This is a genomic window from Proteiniclasticum aestuarii (assembly GCF_017368455.1).
In the GTDB taxonomy this organism is placed as follows: domain Bacteria; phylum Bacillota; class Clostridia; order Clostridiales; family Clostridiaceae; genus Proteiniclasticum; species Proteiniclasticum aestuarii.
The window spans coordinates 133,409-149,979 of the sequence record NZ_JAFNJU010000007.1; the positions used below are offsets into that span (position 1 = coordinate 133,409).

14 protein-coding genes are annotated in these 16,571 nt (G+C 42.2%); all 14 read left to right on the forward strand.

Annotated features, from left to right (window positions below; genetic code table 11):
• The first annotated feature begins 92 nt into the window (after positions 1 to 92).
• Complete coding sequence (locus J3A84_RS10250; RefSeq protein WP_207599930.1) at positions 93 to 1,208, forward strand: helix-turn-helix domain-containing protein; 1,116 nt, start codon at positions 93 to 95, stop codon at positions 1,206 to 1,208.
• 1 nt (position 1,209) lies between these two features.
• A complete protein-coding gene (locus J3A84_RS10255) occupies positions 1,210 to 1,413 on the forward strand; it encodes a PLD nuclease N-terminal domain-containing protein (protein ID WP_242694148.1) in 204 nt (67 codons plus the stop codon).
• Positions 1,413 to 2,330: an ABC transporter ATP-binding protein gene (locus J3A84_RS10260; RefSeq protein ID WP_207599931.1), complete on the forward strand. Its 918-nt coding sequence runs from the start codon at positions 1,413 to 1,415 to the stop codon at positions 2,328 to 2,330. The genes J3A84_RS10255 and J3A84_RS10260 overlap by 1 nt, the downstream gene beginning before the upstream one ends.
• The gene (locus J3A84_RS10265; RefSeq protein ID WP_207599932.1) at positions 2,327 to 3,088 is read left to right on the forward strand and encodes an ABC transporter permease; all 762 of its coding nucleotides are present in this window, start codon (positions 2,327 to 2,329) and stop codon (positions 3,086 to 3,088) included. The genes J3A84_RS10260 and J3A84_RS10265 overlap by 4 nt, the downstream gene beginning before the upstream one ends.
• Before the next feature lie 590 nt (positions 3,089 to 3,678).
• A complete protein-coding gene (gene ltrA, locus J3A84_RS10270) occupies positions 3,679 to 4,980 on the forward strand; it encodes a group II intron reverse transcriptase/maturase (RefSeq protein ID WP_207599933.1) in 1,302 nt (433 codons plus the stop codon).
• Positions 4,981 to 5,233: 253 nt separating this feature from the next.
• Positions 5,234 to 6,007 carry an SDR family oxidoreductase gene (locus J3A84_RS10275; RefSeq protein ID WP_425350749.1) on the forward strand — a complete coding sequence of 258 codons (774 nt, stop codon included), beginning with the start codon at positions 5,234 to 5,236 and terminating at the stop codon, positions 6,005 to 6,007.
• Positions 6,008 to 6,030: 23 nt separating this feature from the next.
• Positions 6,031 to 6,432, forward strand: coding sequence for a (deoxy)nucleoside triphosphate pyrophosphohydrolase (locus J3A84_RS10280; protein ID WP_207599935.1), 402 nt, complete (start codon positions 6,031 to 6,033; stop codon positions 6,430 to 6,432).
• Positions 6,433 to 9,354, forward strand: a complete 2,922-nt coding sequence (locus tag J3A84_RS10285; RefSeq protein WP_207599936.1) for a DEAD/DEAH box helicase — start codon at positions 6,433 to 6,435, stop codon at positions 9,352 to 9,354. It begins immediately after the preceding gene.
• Between the two features lie 123 nt (positions 9,355 to 9,477).
• Positions 9,478 to 9,783, forward strand: a complete 306-nt coding sequence (locus J3A84_RS10290; RefSeq protein WP_207599937.1) for a DUF960 family protein — start codon at positions 9,478 to 9,480, stop codon at positions 9,781 to 9,783.
• A 461-nt stretch (positions 9,784 to 10,244) separates the two neighbouring features.
• Positions 10,245 to 11,270: a Fe(3+) ABC transporter substrate-binding protein gene (locus tag J3A84_RS10295; protein ID WP_207599938.1), complete on the forward strand. Its 1,026-nt coding sequence runs from the start codon at positions 10,245 to 10,247 to the stop codon at positions 11,268 to 11,270.
• A gap of 198 nt (positions 11,271 to 11,468) precedes the next feature.
• Positions 11,469 to 12,896, forward strand: a complete 1,428-nt coding sequence (locus J3A84_RS10300; RefSeq protein WP_207599939.1) for an ABC transporter permease subunit — start codon at positions 11,469 to 11,471, stop codon at positions 12,894 to 12,896.
• Positions 12,893 to 13,558, forward strand: a complete 666-nt coding sequence (locus J3A84_RS10305) for an ABC transporter ATP-binding protein (protein WP_207599940.1) — start codon at positions 12,893 to 12,895, stop codon at positions 13,556 to 13,558. The genes J3A84_RS10300 and J3A84_RS10305 overlap by 4 nt, the downstream gene beginning before the upstream one ends.
• Before the next feature lie 402 nt (positions 13,559 to 13,960).
• Positions 13,961 to 15,649 carry an IS1634 family transposase gene (locus tag J3A84_RS10310; RefSeq protein ID WP_207599941.1) on the forward strand — a complete coding sequence of 563 codons (1,689 nt, stop codon included), beginning with the start codon at positions 13,961 to 13,963 and terminating at the stop codon, positions 15,647 to 15,649.
• 329 nt (positions 15,650 to 15,978) lie between these two features.
• Complete coding sequence (locus J3A84_RS10315; protein WP_207599942.1) at positions 15,979 to 16,404, forward strand: YkvA family protein; 426 nt, start codon at positions 15,979 to 15,981, stop codon at positions 16,402 to 16,404.
• The last annotated feature ends 167 nt before the right edge of the window (positions 16,405 to 16,571 follow it).

Sequence of the window (16,571 nt, forward strand, 5' to 3'; positions counted from 1 at the left end):
AATCCATTGTAAGCTGCATCTTAATGGAACATAATGAAACCATAGAAAAGACCCAGAGGAAATGATGCGAGGGTTTAGAGGAGGACAGAGATATGAAAGAAATCAACATAGCAAAAGTCATCACTCGGAAGAGAAAGGAAAAAGGGATCACCCAGGATGCACTGGCAGAGTATATCGGCGTGACCAAAGCTTCTGTTTCAAAATGGGAGACGGGTCAGAGCTATCCGGATATTACGCTTCTGCCAAGGCTTGCCACCTTCTTCAACATTTCCATAGATCATCTCATCGGCTATCTTCCTCAGATGGAAAAGGAGGAGATCCGAAGAACCTACAGAAGTTTTGCGGAAGACTTCGGAAAGAAACCTTTCTCTAAAGTCTATGAAGAAGTGAACGATGTCATTGACAAGTACTATGCCTGTTTCCCGCTGCTTCTCCAGATGAGCATCCTGCTTCTGAATCATTATATGCTGGCTGAGAAGGAGGAGCTTAAAAGCGAAGTGCTTGAGAAGATCCTTCACCTTTGCAGAAGAGTGAAGGAGGAAAGCGAGGATGTATGGCTCTCCAAGCAGGCCAATTCCATAGAAGCCATGACCCAGATGATCCGAGGAGAGTCTCTGGAAGTGCTGGAGCTTCTGGAAGGAACCATAAGGCCTATGGCCAGCGATGAAGTGACCCTGGCAGGTGCCTATCAGAGCCGAGGTGAAGTGGAAAAGGCCAAATCGGTGCTGCAGATCAGTATGTATCAGCATATCCTAAGCTTCATCTCCCTTGGCGCCTCCTATCTGACGCTGAACCTGGATCGGACTGAGACCTTTGAGGACGTCTTGCAGAGACTGCTTCCGGTGTCGGATACCATGAACCTCATGAACCTGAATCCCAATGTCATGGCCCAGGTCTATTACTGCGGAGCCTATGGATATGCCGTCATGGGAAAGCTGGATGATAGCCTGAACATGCTACGAGGTTATGTCCGCACATGCAGAAACATCTCTTTCCCCTATGAACTGAAAGGAGACTCGTTCTTCTCTCTGGTGGATCCGTGGCTGAATGACCTGGATCTGGGAAGCGGTCCTCCTCGAGGAGAAAAGGTTGTGAAAGAGGGCATGCTGCAGGCGGTATCGATGAATCCGGCCTTCGCCTTGCTTCATGACCATCCGGGCTACAAGATTATAATAAGTGAACTCACTGAAATCATAGGAGGGAAATAATATGTCACTGGAAAATCTGAGAGAATATCTACCCATTCTGATTCCCATTATTATACTGCAGCTTGGACTGACCATTGCGACCATCATCCATGTTCTAAGACACGATACTTACAAGTTCGGCACTAGACCCATGTGGATCCTCGTTGCCTTTATTCAGACCATCGGCCCCCTTGTCTATTTCTTCTTTGGAAGAGGTGAGGATTAATGGAAGTATTAAAGATTGAAAGTCTCTCGAAGAGATTCGGCAGCCAGAAGGTGCTGGACGACATCAGTTTTTCCGTCAGGGAAGGGTCCATCTTCGGATTCATCGGACAGAACGGAGCAGGAAAAACCACCACCATGAAGATGATTCTGGGTCTTCTGAAAAAGGATGCAGGGGAAATCTTTGTGGCTGGAGAAAAAGTGCATTTCGGCGAAACAAAGACCAACAGGCACATCGGATATCTGCCTGATGTACCTGAGTTCTACGGATATATGAGTGCAAAGGAGTATATGGCGCTCTGTGGAGAGATCACAGGGATGCCAAAAGAAAAAATCAGGGAAAGGACGGAGGAGCTTCTTCGCCTGGTGGGACTTGAAAACAGCAGGAAGAAGATCCGTTCCTATTCCAGAGGGATGAAGCAGAGACTGGGCATTGCCCAGGCGCTACTCAATGAACCGAAGCTTCTCATCTGCGATGAGCCCACCTCTGCACTGGACCCTAAGGGAAGAAAGGAAATTCTGGATATCCTTTATAAGGTCAAGGGAAAATCCACGGTTATTTTCTCGACGCATATCTTATCAGATGTGGAGAGAATCTGTGATGAAGTGGCTGTGCTTCATGGTGGAAAGATCGTTCTGGAGGGAACCCTCAGTGAACTGAGATCCAGACACAGAAAGGAAGGACTTGTGCTGGAGTTCATGAATGGACAGGAGAAGGAAACTTTCCTGAAGCACGAGAAGATGGCAGGTTACCGAAATGAGGCTAAGGAAAACGGTACAGGTGTAGTGCTTTATGGACCGGACCTTGCTACATTGCAGCTGGATGTATATGAGGTACTTGTGGGGCTGAAAATGACTGCGGTGAAGATTGAAGTCATGGAACCTACTATGGAGAATCTGTTTCTGGAGGTGGTACAATGAGAAGCTTTTTAGCCTTTACGAAAAAGGAACTGATGGAGAGCACCAGAACCTATAAGTTATTTGTTCTTCTGACCGTATTCGTGATTTTCGGATTCATGAATCCCATCATGGCAAAGGTGATGCCGGAGCTTCTGAATGAGTTTCTTCCGGAGAGTATCACCATTACACTGGAAGAACCCAAAGCACTGGATTCCTGGATGCAGTTTTTCAAGAACGTATCCCAGACAGGAATGATCGTCATGGTCATCGTCTTCAGTGGCATCATGGCCAATGAGATCAGCAAAGGTACCCTGACCATCATGCTGACCAAGGGGCTACAGAGAAAAGCGGTGATCTTATCTAAGTTCACAGCAGGTGTCATGCAGTGGACGCTGGCCTATGTACTATGTTTTCTCATCACCTATTTTTACACCAGCTATTTCTGGACTGAACATAACATCAGTAATCTGGGGCTGGCAGCAATTTCCCTATGGGTGTTTGGTGTCCTACTGGTCGCACTGACGATTTTTGGCGGTCTGCTCTTTAAGAATACCTACGGGGCACTGCTGCTTACAGGTGGTGTAGTGCTGATATGCACCATGCTCAGTATATTCCCGAGAATCAGGCCATTTAATCCTATGACGCTCATATCAGAGAGCGTCCCGCTTCTTATGAATGATTTTCTACCCAAGGATATGATTTCAGCTATGGTGGTCACTATAGGGCTTACCATAGTGGTCCTGATTGGTGCTCTAGTGGATTGGATCAGACTGAATTAAGTTTATAGCAGAAGTATTGAAACGCATGATAACCGCTGGAAGGCGGTTATTTTGCGTTTTAGAATTGTAAGCGTGCCCAGTAAGCCGTTAATTGCTAACTGGTGAAAGTCCAGTCTGAGTAAATACCAAGATGCTCAGTAGCTATCAGGCAACTGGTGGAGAGATCCTAAGGTTGAAGCCCTGTGATAAAGTACCGACTTCACGTCGGGCGAGCAAACCAGCAGGTTGTAACATCAAGTGAATTCTGCAGCTTCGTCAAAAATCACCGCGAATGCGGACAAGGAGAAGCCGAACCTCTTTGCATTGGGTGAAGGCCACGGACGGTGCCATGAACTTGGAAGTCAGCACCAAAGAATCTCCCGGAGTACAGGAAGCGACATGCTGGGAAAGTAATTAAAGGAACTGGGGAGACCCTCCCCGTCACGACCGCACGGTCGTAGAATGGAACCCTATAAGGCGAAGCCGAAATGGGAACCTGACGGAAGGGAGTCAGAGGGGAACATAGTACCTATGAACATCCGGACAACATAACCGGATGGAGGGAAGGTTCCCTGCTATACATCAAGAGTTGGAAAGGAGCGAACTAACACATGAATGTCCGAAATATGACTAATGCCGTGTTGAAACAAAGAGCGGAACGCTTCTCGACAACGCTATATCATTGTGCCAAGGCGAACCCTAAGCGGAAATTCCATGCCTTGTACGACAAAATCTACCGGCCTGACATCCTGAAGACCGCATGGCTCAGAGTGAAGAGCAACAACGGAAGTGCCGGAATCGATGGAATCACCATCGATAAAATAGTGAATGAAATCGGTGAAAGACAGTTCCTGAACGGACTGTACAGAAAACTGAAGATGCAGACCTACAGACCACTGCCAGTCAGAAGAGTCTGGATTCCCAAGGCGAACTCTGAAAAGATGAGACCTTTAGGGATCCCGACTGTAGAAGACAGAGTGGTGCAGCAGGCTGTAAAGTTTGTTATTGAACCCATATTCGAGACCACATTCAAGGACTCATCCTATGGATTCAGACCGAAAAGAAGTGCCCATCAGGCCATGAAGGCCATCCGGAAAGCCAGTCAGAAAAACTACTGGGTGGTGGATGTGGACATCAAAGGGTATTTCGACAACATCAACCACAGAAAGCTCATGCTTCTGGTGGAGCAGAAGATTTCCGACAAGCGGATTCTGGCGCTGATCAGGAACTGGCTTAAAGCAGGTGTGATGATTGATGGGAGTCTTGAGCTCCCAGAACTCGGGTCACCACAAGGAGGGGTTATTTCTCCACTTCTGGCGAACATCTACCTCAATGTACTGGACCAACTCTGGGAAAAGAGATTCAAGCATCTCGGCACATTGGTGCGCTACGCTGATGACCTGGTCGTGATGACCAGGTCAAAGCGGGACGCCATGGAGACCTGGAGCATACTCAAAGGGATATTCCATAAGCTGGAAATCGAGATGAATGAGGAAAAGAGCAGAATGGTGAATATCTGGGATGACAAGGATGGGTTTGATTTTCTGGGTTTCCATAACCGAAAATTCCCGAGGATGAAGAAAGGAGGTAAAATATTCTACTTCATGGAACATATTCCTAAAAAGGCAGCCATGAAGAAAATGAGAAGCAAGTTCAGGGAGTATATCTCTCCTCGGAACAGGCTTCATTGGGATACGCTGGATTTCATTGAGGGACTGAACCGAAAAATCAGAGGTTTCAAAAATTACTATAAAATCTCGGTTATGGCCATAAGATGGCTGACGAGAATCGACTGGTACATAAGGAAGCTTCTGATTCATCACTATAACAAACGTCGTAACAACAGGAACAAAATGAGCAACTGGAAAACAGTCGCAAGACTGCTTGAAGGTAGGCTCCTGAAACTCGCTTAGACAGTAACTGTAATGCAAATGATGAAGAGTATAGGAAAGCCGTATGAGGGAAAACCTCACGTACGGTTTGATGAGGGGATGCTGAAAGTAAATAGGTGACCCTGTGAAGGGTCACCCATTAAAATCAGTATTCTACTCTATAGTGAATGAGTAGAACACTAAATTCGGTATGCTTATGTAAAAGGCAGGAAACTGAGGTATAGATCATGTATAATATTGTTAAAGTTATAATGGGACAAGAAATATGATTGAGGTGAGATCTTTGTTTGAGAACAAGGTATGTATTATTACAGGTGCTGCAAATGGAATCGGAAAAGCTATAGCGAAGTCTTTTCATAAAGAAGGCGCGTCTATTGCATTCATAGACAAGGACAAGGACAATGGGTATGTGCTTCTAGATGAGATTGATGATGAAAAAAGCAGACACTATTTTTATCACGGGAATGTGGGAAAAGAAGAAGACCTCAGAGATTTTACCGATGTAGTTATCAAGAGATATGGGAAAGTGGACTACTTAGTGAACAATGCCTGTTACAGCAATAAGGGTCTGCTGAGTGGTTGCACTTTCGAAGAATTTAATGAAGTGCTTCGTGTTGGCGTTACTGCACCGTATTATCTGGCGATGCTTTTAAAAGATCATTTTCATGAAGGGGCATCGATTGTAAACATCTCCTCCACCAGAGCAAATATGAGCCAGAAGGATACGGAGAGCTATAGTGCAGCAAAAGGTGGCATTTCTTCTCTTACTCATGCCATGGCGATGAGTTTATCAGGAACAGCCAGAGTGAACAGCATCAGTCCCGGATGGATTGATACGACAAATGCTGAGAACTTCAGTGAATCTGATAGACTTCAGCATCCATCTCAGAGAGTAGGAATCCCGGAAGATATTGCCAGAGTGGTGCTCTTCTTATGTGATCAGAAATCTGATTTCATCAATGGTGAGAACATAACTGTAGATGGAGGAATGTCTAAGAAGATGATCTACGACGGAGATGAGAATTGGCATTATGCCGAAGACAAATAGAGAATAATTAAAGCAGGTGACATATGAAGACATTGGAAGTTGTAGCGGCAATTATAGTGAAGAATAGAGAATTTCTCTGTATGCAGAGAAATAAAAGCAAATTCTCGTACATCTCAGAGAAATTTGAGTTTCCAGGCGGAAAGATCGAGAAGAACGAATTGAAACATGAAGCACTCATGAGAGAATTAAAAGAGGAAATGGACATCGATATTATCATAGGTGAAAATGACTACTTCATGACAGTCGATCATCTATATCCTGATTTCCGAATTGTTATGTACAGTTATTTATGTCAGGTGAACAGTTTAGAATTCAAACTCAATGATCATATGGGGTATAAATGGCTGCCTAGAGAAGAGTTATCTAGTCTTGATTGGGCTCCGGCAGACCTGCCAATTGTAGAAAAACTTATCAAGGAGGAATAAATGAACGCTAGAAGTAATCAGTTGCACGAAGGGCTTATTCATGGATTTATTGATAGTACAAATATCGCATTAGAAGAATACAAACCTAAACTGATCATTAATGATCCTGAAAGAGGAGAAAAAGTGCTGGCCAGTATCATTGGTGAACTTCGCAGATGTGATGAGTTCTTCTTTTCAGTTGCATTTGTTACGACTAGTGGTGTTACGGTGCTTCTGAATACGCTTTTGGAATTGGAAGAAAAGGGAGTAAAAGGGAAAGTATTAGCTTCACAATATCAGAATTTTTCAGAACCCAAAGCATTGGAAAAATTATTGTCCATGAAAAATATAGAACTCAGAATAATTACGGAAGATGTTGCTAAAATGCATACGAAAGGGTACATATTTAAAAATCAGGATGAATACTCAATTATCGTCGGCAGCAGTAATCTCACCCAATATGCATTATGTGAAAATAAAGAATGGAATCTTAAAGTATCCTCATCCCAGAATGGGGCATTAGTTGAAAGTACGATCAGAGAGTTTAACTATATGTTTGACCATGCAACAGAAGTCAATCTTGAGTGGTTACAGGAATATCAATCCATCTATAATTTTGAGCGTGCAATCAGACATGAAGCTCAGAGAACTGCTGCAAAAGGTGAACCAGGAAAAGTTTTGAAGCTGAAACGTATTACACCGAATCAGATGCAGGTTAAAGCGTTAAGAAAACTGGAAGAGACTCGAAATGAACAAAATACGAAAGCACTTATAATATCAGCAACTGGTACAGGGAAAACATACTTGTCTGCATTTGATGTTCAGAAATTTAATCCGAAAAGATTTCTGTTTGTAGTTCATAGAGAACAGATTGCGAAGGCTGCACTGAATAGTTTCAAAAGAGTCATGGGATACGAGAAGACCATGTCGGTTCTCAGCGGAAATCATCGTGATTTTACTTCGGATTATTTATTCAGTACCATTCAGACCATATCCAAAGAAGATGTTTATAAACGATTCAGACCAGACGAGTTTGATTATATCGTTATTGATGAAGTTCATCGAGCAGGAGCGGATTCCTATCAGAAAATCATAAATTATTTCAGGCCTCAGTTTCTTATGGGGATGTCAGCAACACCGGAGAGGACTGATGGGTTTGATATATATGATTTGTTTGATCATAATGTCCCATTTGAAATTCGTCTCAATTATGCGATGAAAGCAGGAATGATTTGTCCATTCCATTATTTTGGCGTGAGTGAGCTGACTATTAATGGACAGCTAATTGATGACAAAGCCACATTTAATAATCTTACATCAGATGAACGTGTACAATACATAAAAGAAAAGGTTGAGTTTTATGGATACTCTGGCGATAGAGTCAAGGGTCTGGTTTTTTGCAGTAGAAATGAGGAGGCAAAGGCATTATCAGAAAAATTCAATGCACTAGGTTATAGAACAATAGCTTTAAGTGGAGCTAATTCTCAAGAAGAAAGGATAGAAGCTGTCAATAGGCTTGGGCAAGATGAGCAATACGGAGCATTGGATTACATTTTCACAGTGGATATTTTCAACGAGGGTATTGATATTCCTGAAGTGAATCAGGTTGTGATGTTAAGACCAACCAAATCAGCAATCATATTTGTTCAGCAGTTAGGAAGAGGATTAAGAAAGATTATTGATAAAGAATTTGTAGTGGTCCTTGATTTCATTGGTAATTATGATAATAACTATTTAATTCCAATCGCATTATCGGATGATCACTCCTACAACAAGGACAATATAAGAAAATACATTGCAGAAAGCAACAGGATCATCTATGGGTGTTCTACGATAAATTTCGATAAAATTACAAGAGATAGAATCTACAAGGCAATCGATCGAGCTGACTTCAATGATTTGAAGATTATCAGAGAATCCTATCTGACTCTTAAGCAGAGGCTGGGAAGAATTCCCAGGTTAAAGGAATTCAGGGACAATGGTGCGATTGATATTGAAAGAATAATTGCTAAAACAAAGTCTTATCATAATTTCCTGAAGAAGTATGAGAAGGATTATGATGTAAAATTTTCGGGTATTCAAGAGAAGTTCATAGAATATATTGCACAGAAGTATGTGAATGGAAAAAGACCTCATGAACTGGAGCTTCTCAGAATCATCATTGAAGAGAAGAATGATGTGATTCCTAAAATCGAGAGGCTTCTTAGGACTAAATACGCAATTACAGCAGATAAGAATACCAGAATCAATCTGATCAACCAGATGACACAGAATTTCATCACTGGTTCAGCAAGGAAATCCTATATTGATGCTGTTTTCATTGAAGAGAGAAATGGTGTCTACAATATTTCTCAGGTTTTTGAAAATTGTCTAAGAGATATGAGTTTTCTCGATATAGTAAATGAGATGATTGAAATTGGTTTGGAGATCAATAATGAGAGATACAGTGAAAGATACAACGGGACAAATTTCGTGCTTTACGAAAAATACACTTATGATGATGTCTGCAGACTATTAGATTGGAGTAAAAGTGCTGTAGCATTGAATATCGGAGGATATAAATTTGATAAGGCGACGAAGACGTATCCGGTATTTGTTAATTACAACAAGTCCGATGATATTAGTCATTCCATTCAATATCATGATCGATTCCTTACCCCTTCAGATTTTATTGCTATTTCAAAATCAAAGAGAACTATCAATTCTGATGATGTGAAGCAGTTTTATAATGCGGACAAGGATGGTGTAGAGGTTAGTTTATTTGTTAGAAAAGACAAGGAAGATAAAATTTCAAAAGAATTCTATTATCTGGGCCCAATACATACTTATGGGAAGCCTAACCAGTTCATCATGAACAATACAACTCTATCAGCGGTAGAAATTCAGCATAAAATAGAAGTTCCTGTGAGGGAAGATCTATATGACTTTCTTATCGGGGATTGATGTCAATATGAATCAACCGAAATCACTTTGAATACTCTTAGTCCTTTAAAAAGGTTCTAAGCTCTGAATATTAATCTTCTTTTCCTCTCATAATACTGGTATCAAAGCCAGGAGGGAAAGAAGATGAAAGAAAGAAAATTTCAGGGAGCTCGCTATGTCACAAGAGGAATCAGTTGTTCACTGACCTATGAGCTGCAGCTTCTCATATGGGATCTCATCGATCAGCTGGAAGTGGAGCAGGATTATCTGCAGGTATTCAAGCTGGAAGATAAAATGGGAGAAGTGAAACTGACACACAGACAGGAAGAACCTGATTATAGTAAAGACTACATATTGAAAGCCAAGGAATTTTCCATTGAATCAGACAATAAGATCTTTGTGATTGATGATGGTGAATATTCCACCATGATGTTCGCTTCAGAATACTAAGCCTATATCAAAGATAGTCCAGTAAAGGGACCCTTCTAACCTCATTTTTCTCATAAAGTGATGGTGAAGGGTCCTTTCACGTAATCGCTCATGTATATAGACCGGGCGTGATTGCTGAGGGGTCTGGTCTGAATCTACAGAATAATAATAATTCACACCCGCTTATCACGAAATGTTAAGAGCTGTATGTGAGAGAATACTGTAGTCGAGGAGGGGGATTCGAAGTAAATCTTTTTTCGGAGAAGGATGCAGAAGAGTTGAAGGATATGGATTTGGAACAATGATCACGACAGATGATGGGGAAGAGACCTTCTAGTAAGAGAGCAGGTTCTGGCGAAAGAAGAACTTTGGTTTCAGCAGCTCATAGTACATAAGGGTGCCTGTTGACATGAGAGGAGTGTACCATTATAATCTTCTGGTGAGAATGATTATCGATATCGATAAGATGTGCGGAGGAAAAAATGAAAAAATTACTATCAATTATCATCGTCGGGGTACTGGTGTTGGGTATTATGGGTTGTGAAGCAAAAGAAGAGAATGTGGTTAATATCTATACAGATAGACACTACGACACGGATCAGGCTCTATACGACCAGTTTACGGAAAAGACAGGTATTACCGTTAATGTAGTGAAAGCCGGCTCAGATGAGCTGCTTGAAAGATTAAGCGCTGAAGGTGAAGATACAGAAGCCGATCTTCTTGTAACCTCAGATGTAGGCAGATTATATAGAGCAGGAGAGAGGGGAATCATTAAGGCATTTGACTCAGATGTCGTGGAATCGAATGTGCCTGAGAACTTAAGGGGAGCCGAGAATCTCTGGACAGCCTTAACTGTCAGAGCCAGGGTGATCACCTATGTGCTGGATAAAGTTGATCCAGGTTCACTCTCAACATATGAAGCGTTAACTGAGCCTGAATGGGAAGGGAGAGTTTTAGTAAGATCATCTGATAATATCTACAATCAATCCCTGCTGGCATCATTTATCGCATTAAACGGTGAAGAAGCAGCCAAAGAATGGGCAGAAGGCATAGTGGCCAATATGGCAAGAACACCTCAGGGAAATGATAGAGACCAGATGAAAGCGATTGTTGCTGGAGAAGGTGATGTTGCTATTGTCAATACATACTACTTGGGGAAATTACTTCATTCATCAGATGAGGTGGAAGTTGAAGTTGGTCAGAAGATAGGCGTTTTCTTCCCCAATCAGGATACGAATGGAACACATATAAATATCAGCGGGGCAGCACTCACAAAATTCGGCAAGAACAGTGAAGCGGCGACGCAGTTGCTGGAGTACTTAACCGGGGAAGAAGCACAAAATAACTATGCAAGTGCAAACTATGAATACCCTGTCAATCAAGCGGTGGAGCCATCGGACTTCCTGAAAAGTTTTGGGGAATTTAAAACTCAGGACATTGATTTGTCATTGTTAGGTGAATACAATGATAAAGCTGTGAAAATATTCAATGAAGTGGGTTGGCAGTAATTGTTCAAAAGGCTTAAAGTGAGGGGACCTAGTCCCCTTTTTGTCATTGTCACGATAATTATTGCTGCCATAGTATTACCAACTGTATTTATTTTCATACGGCTGTTTCACCCAGTCACAGAATCATGGATCCATATCAAAGAGCATGTTCTATCAAGTTATATCAGCAACTCTTTGATTCTGGTCTCTGGAGTCAGTGTGATAACAGGGATACTTGGCACATATTTCGCGTGGTCGTTATCAAAGTACAAATGGCGCTACGGATTATTAATAGAGAGTTTGCTGTTCCTACCGATGGCAATACCGCCATACATCGCAGGTTATGTTTATGGGGGCATTTTCACGCCCTTTGGAACTTTAGATAGGATTCTAAGCAAAGTTGGACTAGAACCTTTCAGAGTGGACATCTTGTCCAAAGGAGGTGCAGTATTTGTTTTCAGTTTGTTCCTGATGCCATATGTGTTCCTCGTGACAAAAGGTTTTTTTGAAAAATTGCCCAGTACTATTGAAGAGTCCTCAAAACTGTTAGGAAGAAATCAGATATCAACATTCTTCAGAGTGATTCTACCTATGGCAAGGGGCTCGTTGGTTGGTGGGATTGTTCTTGTAATGCTAGAAGTCTTGAATGATTATGGTTTAGTTCGCTATTTCGGAGTTCCAACATTCAGCACAGCAATCTATCAAACCTGGTTCGGCATGAGTGATGTGGATGGAGCGGTCAGGTTGGCTGCCAGTCTCATGAGTATTATTTTTATAATTTCTATGGTGGAGCAGTTTCTCAGAGGGAGAGGAAGGTTAAGTCAGGCTCGAGCGGTATCAACTTATGGGAGAAAGAAGCCTGCTTCGAAAAAGTATAAAGTCGTTTTCTACGTAATCACATTTGTTTATCTGTTATTCTCGTTGATTATACCAATTAGCCAATTGGTTTCCTGGAGTTTCATAGCTAAGCAAACCGATGCGATGATGCGCTTTGGTTCGATAATTTTCAACACGATCAGTGTAAGTGTCATCGTTACGCTCTTTGTGGTTATATGTGGTATTCTTATTGGAAACTTCAATCGGCTGAGGCCAGGAATATTGTCAAAAACATATTCAAGAATTGTGATTCTAGGGTACTCTATTTCGGCATCGATTATTGCAATTGGCGTCCTTGTTACCTTCATAAGCATTGATCGCAGTTTAGCGGGGGTATATGATGTTCTGAATTTAAAGGCTTTGTTTCTATCCAGCGGTAAGTTTATTCTTATTTTCGCTTTAACCATACGATTCATGGCCATTGGGTTCAACAGCATAGAATCAGGATTCACAAAGATGGGAAAGAAGTATTATGAAGCAAGCAAGCTGTTGGGACGTAATGAGTGGTATACCTTCAAACATGTTGATTTCCCGATATTAAAACCAGCTATTTTAAGTGCGGCTATTCTTACGTTCGTGGATGTGTTAAAGGAGTTGCCATTAACGCTGATACTAAGACCATTCAATTTTGACACATTGGCTACAAGAGTGTACACCTATGCTGGAGATGAGATGATTCATGAAGCCAGTGTGTATTCCCTGATGATTGTCGGTGTCAGTATTATCGCACTGATTATGCTCAGTGTTATGAAAAGAGGGGGCAGAAAATGATAAAATTGAGTAATGTTTCCTATCAGTATGATAACTCGAAAACCGAAACATTGAAGGATATCAATCTGGAACTTGAAAGAGGGGAAGTGCTTGCTATTGTCGGACCAAGCGGTGGTGGCAAGTCTACTTTACTTAGAGTGATTGCAGGTCTTGAGAAGCCTAAAGCCGGCGAAATGTTTCTGGGGAGCGAGTGTATATATGGAAATGGGGTATTCGTTAAACCTGAAGATCGAGGTATTGGCATGCTGTTTCAGGATTATGCACTGTTTCCGCATATGACCGTAGCTAAAAACATAGAATACGGTCTGATAGGAATGAAATCCCGTGAGAGAAAGAAACGAATGAAAGAAGTTCTGGAATTGGTTAACTTGGCAGAATATGAAAGACGATATCCTCATGAATTGAGCGGTGGTCAGCAGCAAAGAATCGCATTGGCCAGAGCCATAGCACCCATGCCGAAGATATTGTTGCTTGATGAACCATTTAGTAACTTAGATACATTTCTGCTTCAGAGTGTTCGTGAAGAACTATTCGGGATTATTCGTGCGATTGGGATAACAGCGATCATGGTTACACACAACCCGGAAGATGCTAAAACTCAAGCGGATCGAGTGATTCAGATTATTGATGGCATAGCGTCTGAAAGCAGGTATGAACAATAAATACTCAGTATTCACACAGCTACACGATAGTATCTTGATTAACCGGATATGGATAGATGATTTCTTGTGAAGAATAAGAATAATGGAAGTGAAACTGACTCGTAGGCAGAAGGAGCCAGATAATATGCACTTGAAGGCCAAGAGGTTCCGTCGATCAGAAGTCAGGATTTTGCGATAATGAAGAGTGGTTCACCATGATGGTCATTTCAGAAGACGGAGTGCACATACAGCAGTATTCATCCTGAGCCTTGTTTTTCATTATATTCTTTGACCTATGGTATAATCCCGACTTTGACAGTTGAAACAACCCATATTCAATGATAAGCCTTGCAAACAAAGAAATTTGCGAGGTTTTTATTGATTTCATCTTGTTGTATACGGTTGTATGTGATATAATAAGGTATGTTTGTAAAAGTAACGAAAAACCGTGAAGGCACACAATATGTTTCAATTGTGGAAGGCTATCGCGACAAAGACAAGGTGAAACACAGGACCATCAAATCTTTGGGAAAGCTGAAGGATCTGGAAGCCGGAAATCCGAATTATCTCACGGAACTCAAGGAGGACGTCAAGGCAGGAAAGTATCAACCGGAACCAGAAACCCTTTCACTGACCCTCGATCTGAAGAAAAAGATCTCGAACCCACTCCAGAACTATGGCTGGCTGCTGGTAGATGAAATCTACCGAAGCCTGGGAATCGACAATGTTCTCAGTCGCCATCGAAAAGGAACAAAATCTAAAATCGACTTCAACGAAGCCTTGCGGCTTCTGACGGCGATGAGAATTCTGGATCCTCAAAGCAAATGGAGAAGTGTGCAGTCGCAAGGCGTACTGTTCGGCGACTTCAACCTCACCCCAAAAGACGTCTACCGCTCTCTGGATACGTTCAGCCTACTCAGTGAGGAGATTCAGCTGCAGATACACCACTCCGTCACCAGCAGTGTCGGACGAACGGGTGCATTAGTGTTCTATGATGTGACGAACTACTATTTTGAGACGGACCTGGATGATGAGCCCCTCGAAATGGACGGGGAGTCAATCCCCGCATTTCGAAAACGCGGACCCAGCAAGGAAAAGCGTCCCAATCCTATTATCCAGATGGGGCTCTTCATGGACACCAATGGAATTCCTATCGCCTACCGGTTGTTCCCTGGAAACTGTGTTGACGTTAAAACATATCTCCCTGCTGTAGAGCAGATCAAGAAGCAGTTCGGCATCGAGAGAATCGTTGTCGTAGCGGATAAGAGGATGAACAGCAAGAACAACATATCAGAGACACTCCAAAAGAACGACGGTTACCTTTTCAGCCAGAAAGTCCGCGGTACCCGCGGTGCCCCTAAAGATATCCAGGAATTCGCTCTAGACCCTGAAGGCTGGATCGCAAATGAGCAAGAAACCTTCGCAAAAAAGTCTATGATTCGAAAAAGAATTCTAAACAAGAAAGAGATCACTGAGAAGATACTCGTAACTTGGAATCAGAAGTACGACTTTCGCGAGAAAGTCCGTCGCAAGAAGTCGGTGGAATATGCGGAGAAACTGACTGCAGGAGAGAGGTTCCGGATGACAATGAAAAAAGGTGGAAAACGGTACTTAGAGGTGGAGAGTTTAGACAAAGAAACTGGAGAAATCAAGAGGCTCACGCCTCATATCTCCATCGATGAGGACCAGATTGCATTTGACGAGCAGTTTGACGGCATCAGCGTCCTGATTACCAGCGAAACAGAAATGAGTGATGAGGAGATGCTGACCAGCTACCGCTCACTGAGCCGTATTGAAGACTGTTTCAAAGTTATGAAGACAACCTTTGATGCCCGTCCAATATATGTCTGGACACGACCTCATATTGATGCACACTTTCTGGTATGCTTCATCTCCTTAACAATCATGCGCTTGCTGGAACAGAGACTGAATGGACAATTCAGCCCTGAAAGAATTCAGGCGGCACTGCAAAGTGCGCAGTGCCGCCCGATGGAACAAGGATATTGGGAGGTCTTCGGAAACGATGACTTACTGGAAATCAATGAAATCCTTGAGAAAAAGTGGAACCGCCAATATGTCCCATTGGAAGCTCTGAAAAAATATGGAAAGTAATATGTGTGTACAACAAGAATAAAATGCAATAAAACAGCTAGAACCCTTGTGTTAAGGTGTTTCTAGCTGTTTATTCTTCTTACAACTGTCAAAGTCGGGAGTGAAACTGACTCGTAGGCAGAAGGAGCCAGATAATATGCACTTGAAGGCCAAGAGGTTCCGTCGATCAGAAGTCAGGATTTTGCGATAATGAAGAGTGGTTCACCATGATGGTCATTTCAGAAGACGGAGTGCACATACAGCAGTATTCATCCTGAGCCTTGTTTTTCATTATATTCTTTGACCTATGGTATAATGATTTCAAAAGGATAGTATGAGGAGCGATGAATATGGAATTCGATAGCAAAGAACTGAAGGAACGCAAATATACAGAAGCTTATTCTGAACCCAAGCTTTTCGATAAGATCAAGAAGTTTGCGAAAAAAGCCGGTATCAAGGTGATCTACCTGGCACTGCTGCTGTTCTATACTTTGCAGCAGCCTGAAACACCCAGGAAGGCGAAATCTGTCATCATCGGAGCCTTAGGATATTTCATATTCCCCATGGATCTGATACCGGATTTCATACCCATTGCAGGATTTTCCGATGATCTCACTGCATTAGCCGGAGCGCTCGTCATGGTGGCCATGCATGTCAATGAAGACACCAAGAGAAAAGCGAAAGAGAGACTGCGCATCTGGTTCGGGGACTATGATCAGTCAGAACTGGACACCATCGATGAGAAGATGAACAAGGATGAAATAATAGAAGAGTAAATGAGTAAAGGGATTTCTGAAAGCAGAAATCCCTATAACATATGCTAATTATGATATAATTTGGGTGCAATAATTTATAAGATTAAGTGGGTCTCATAGAACGTGACTTTCAATAAATCAAAATATGATACTCCATCACCATAGTCAGGTGATGGAGTATTGAAGTT

Coding starts and splice junctions, on each gene's coding strand:
- J3A84_RS10250 (WP_207599930.1), top strand. CDS start 93: ATGAAAGAAATCAACATAGCAAAAGTCATCACTCGGAAGAGAAAGGAA.
- J3A84_RS10255 (WP_242694148.1), top strand. CDS start 1,210: ATGTCACTGGAAAATCTGAGAGAATATCTACCCATTCTGATTCCCATT.
- J3A84_RS10260 (WP_207599931.1), top strand. CDS start 1,413: ATGGAAGTATTAAAGATTGAAAGTCTCTCGAAGAGATTCGGCAGCCAG.
- J3A84_RS10265 (WP_207599932.1), top strand. CDS start 2,327: ATGAGAAGCTTTTTAGCCTTTACGAAAAAGGAACTGATGGAGAGCACC.
- ltrA (WP_207599933.1), top strand. CDS start 3,679: ATGAATGTCCGAAATATGACTAATGCCGTGTTGAAACAAAGAGCGGAA.
- J3A84_RS10280 (WP_207599935.1), top strand. CDS start 6,031: ATGAAGACATTGGAAGTTGTAGCGGCAATTATAGTGAAGAATAGAGAA.
- J3A84_RS10285 (WP_207599936.1), top strand. CDS start 6,433: ATGAACGCTAGAAGTAATCAGTTGCACGAAGGGCTTATTCATGGATTT.
- J3A84_RS10290 (WP_207599937.1), top strand. CDS start 9,478: ATGAAAGAAAGAAAATTTCAGGGAGCTCGCTATGTCACAAGAGGAATC.
- J3A84_RS10295 (WP_207599938.1), top strand. CDS start 10,245: ATGAAAAAATTACTATCAATTATCATCGTCGGGGTACTGGTGTTGGGT.
- J3A84_RS10305 (WP_207599940.1), top strand. CDS start 12,893: ATGATAAAATTGAGTAATGTTTCCTATCAGTATGATAACTCGAAAACC.
- J3A84_RS10310 (WP_207599941.1), top strand. CDS start 13,961: ATGTTTGTAAAAGTAACGAAAAACCGTGAAGGCACACAATATGTTTCA.
- J3A84_RS10315 (WP_207599942.1), top strand. CDS start 15,979: ATGGAATTCGATAGCAAAGAACTGAAGGAACGCAAATATACAGAAGCT.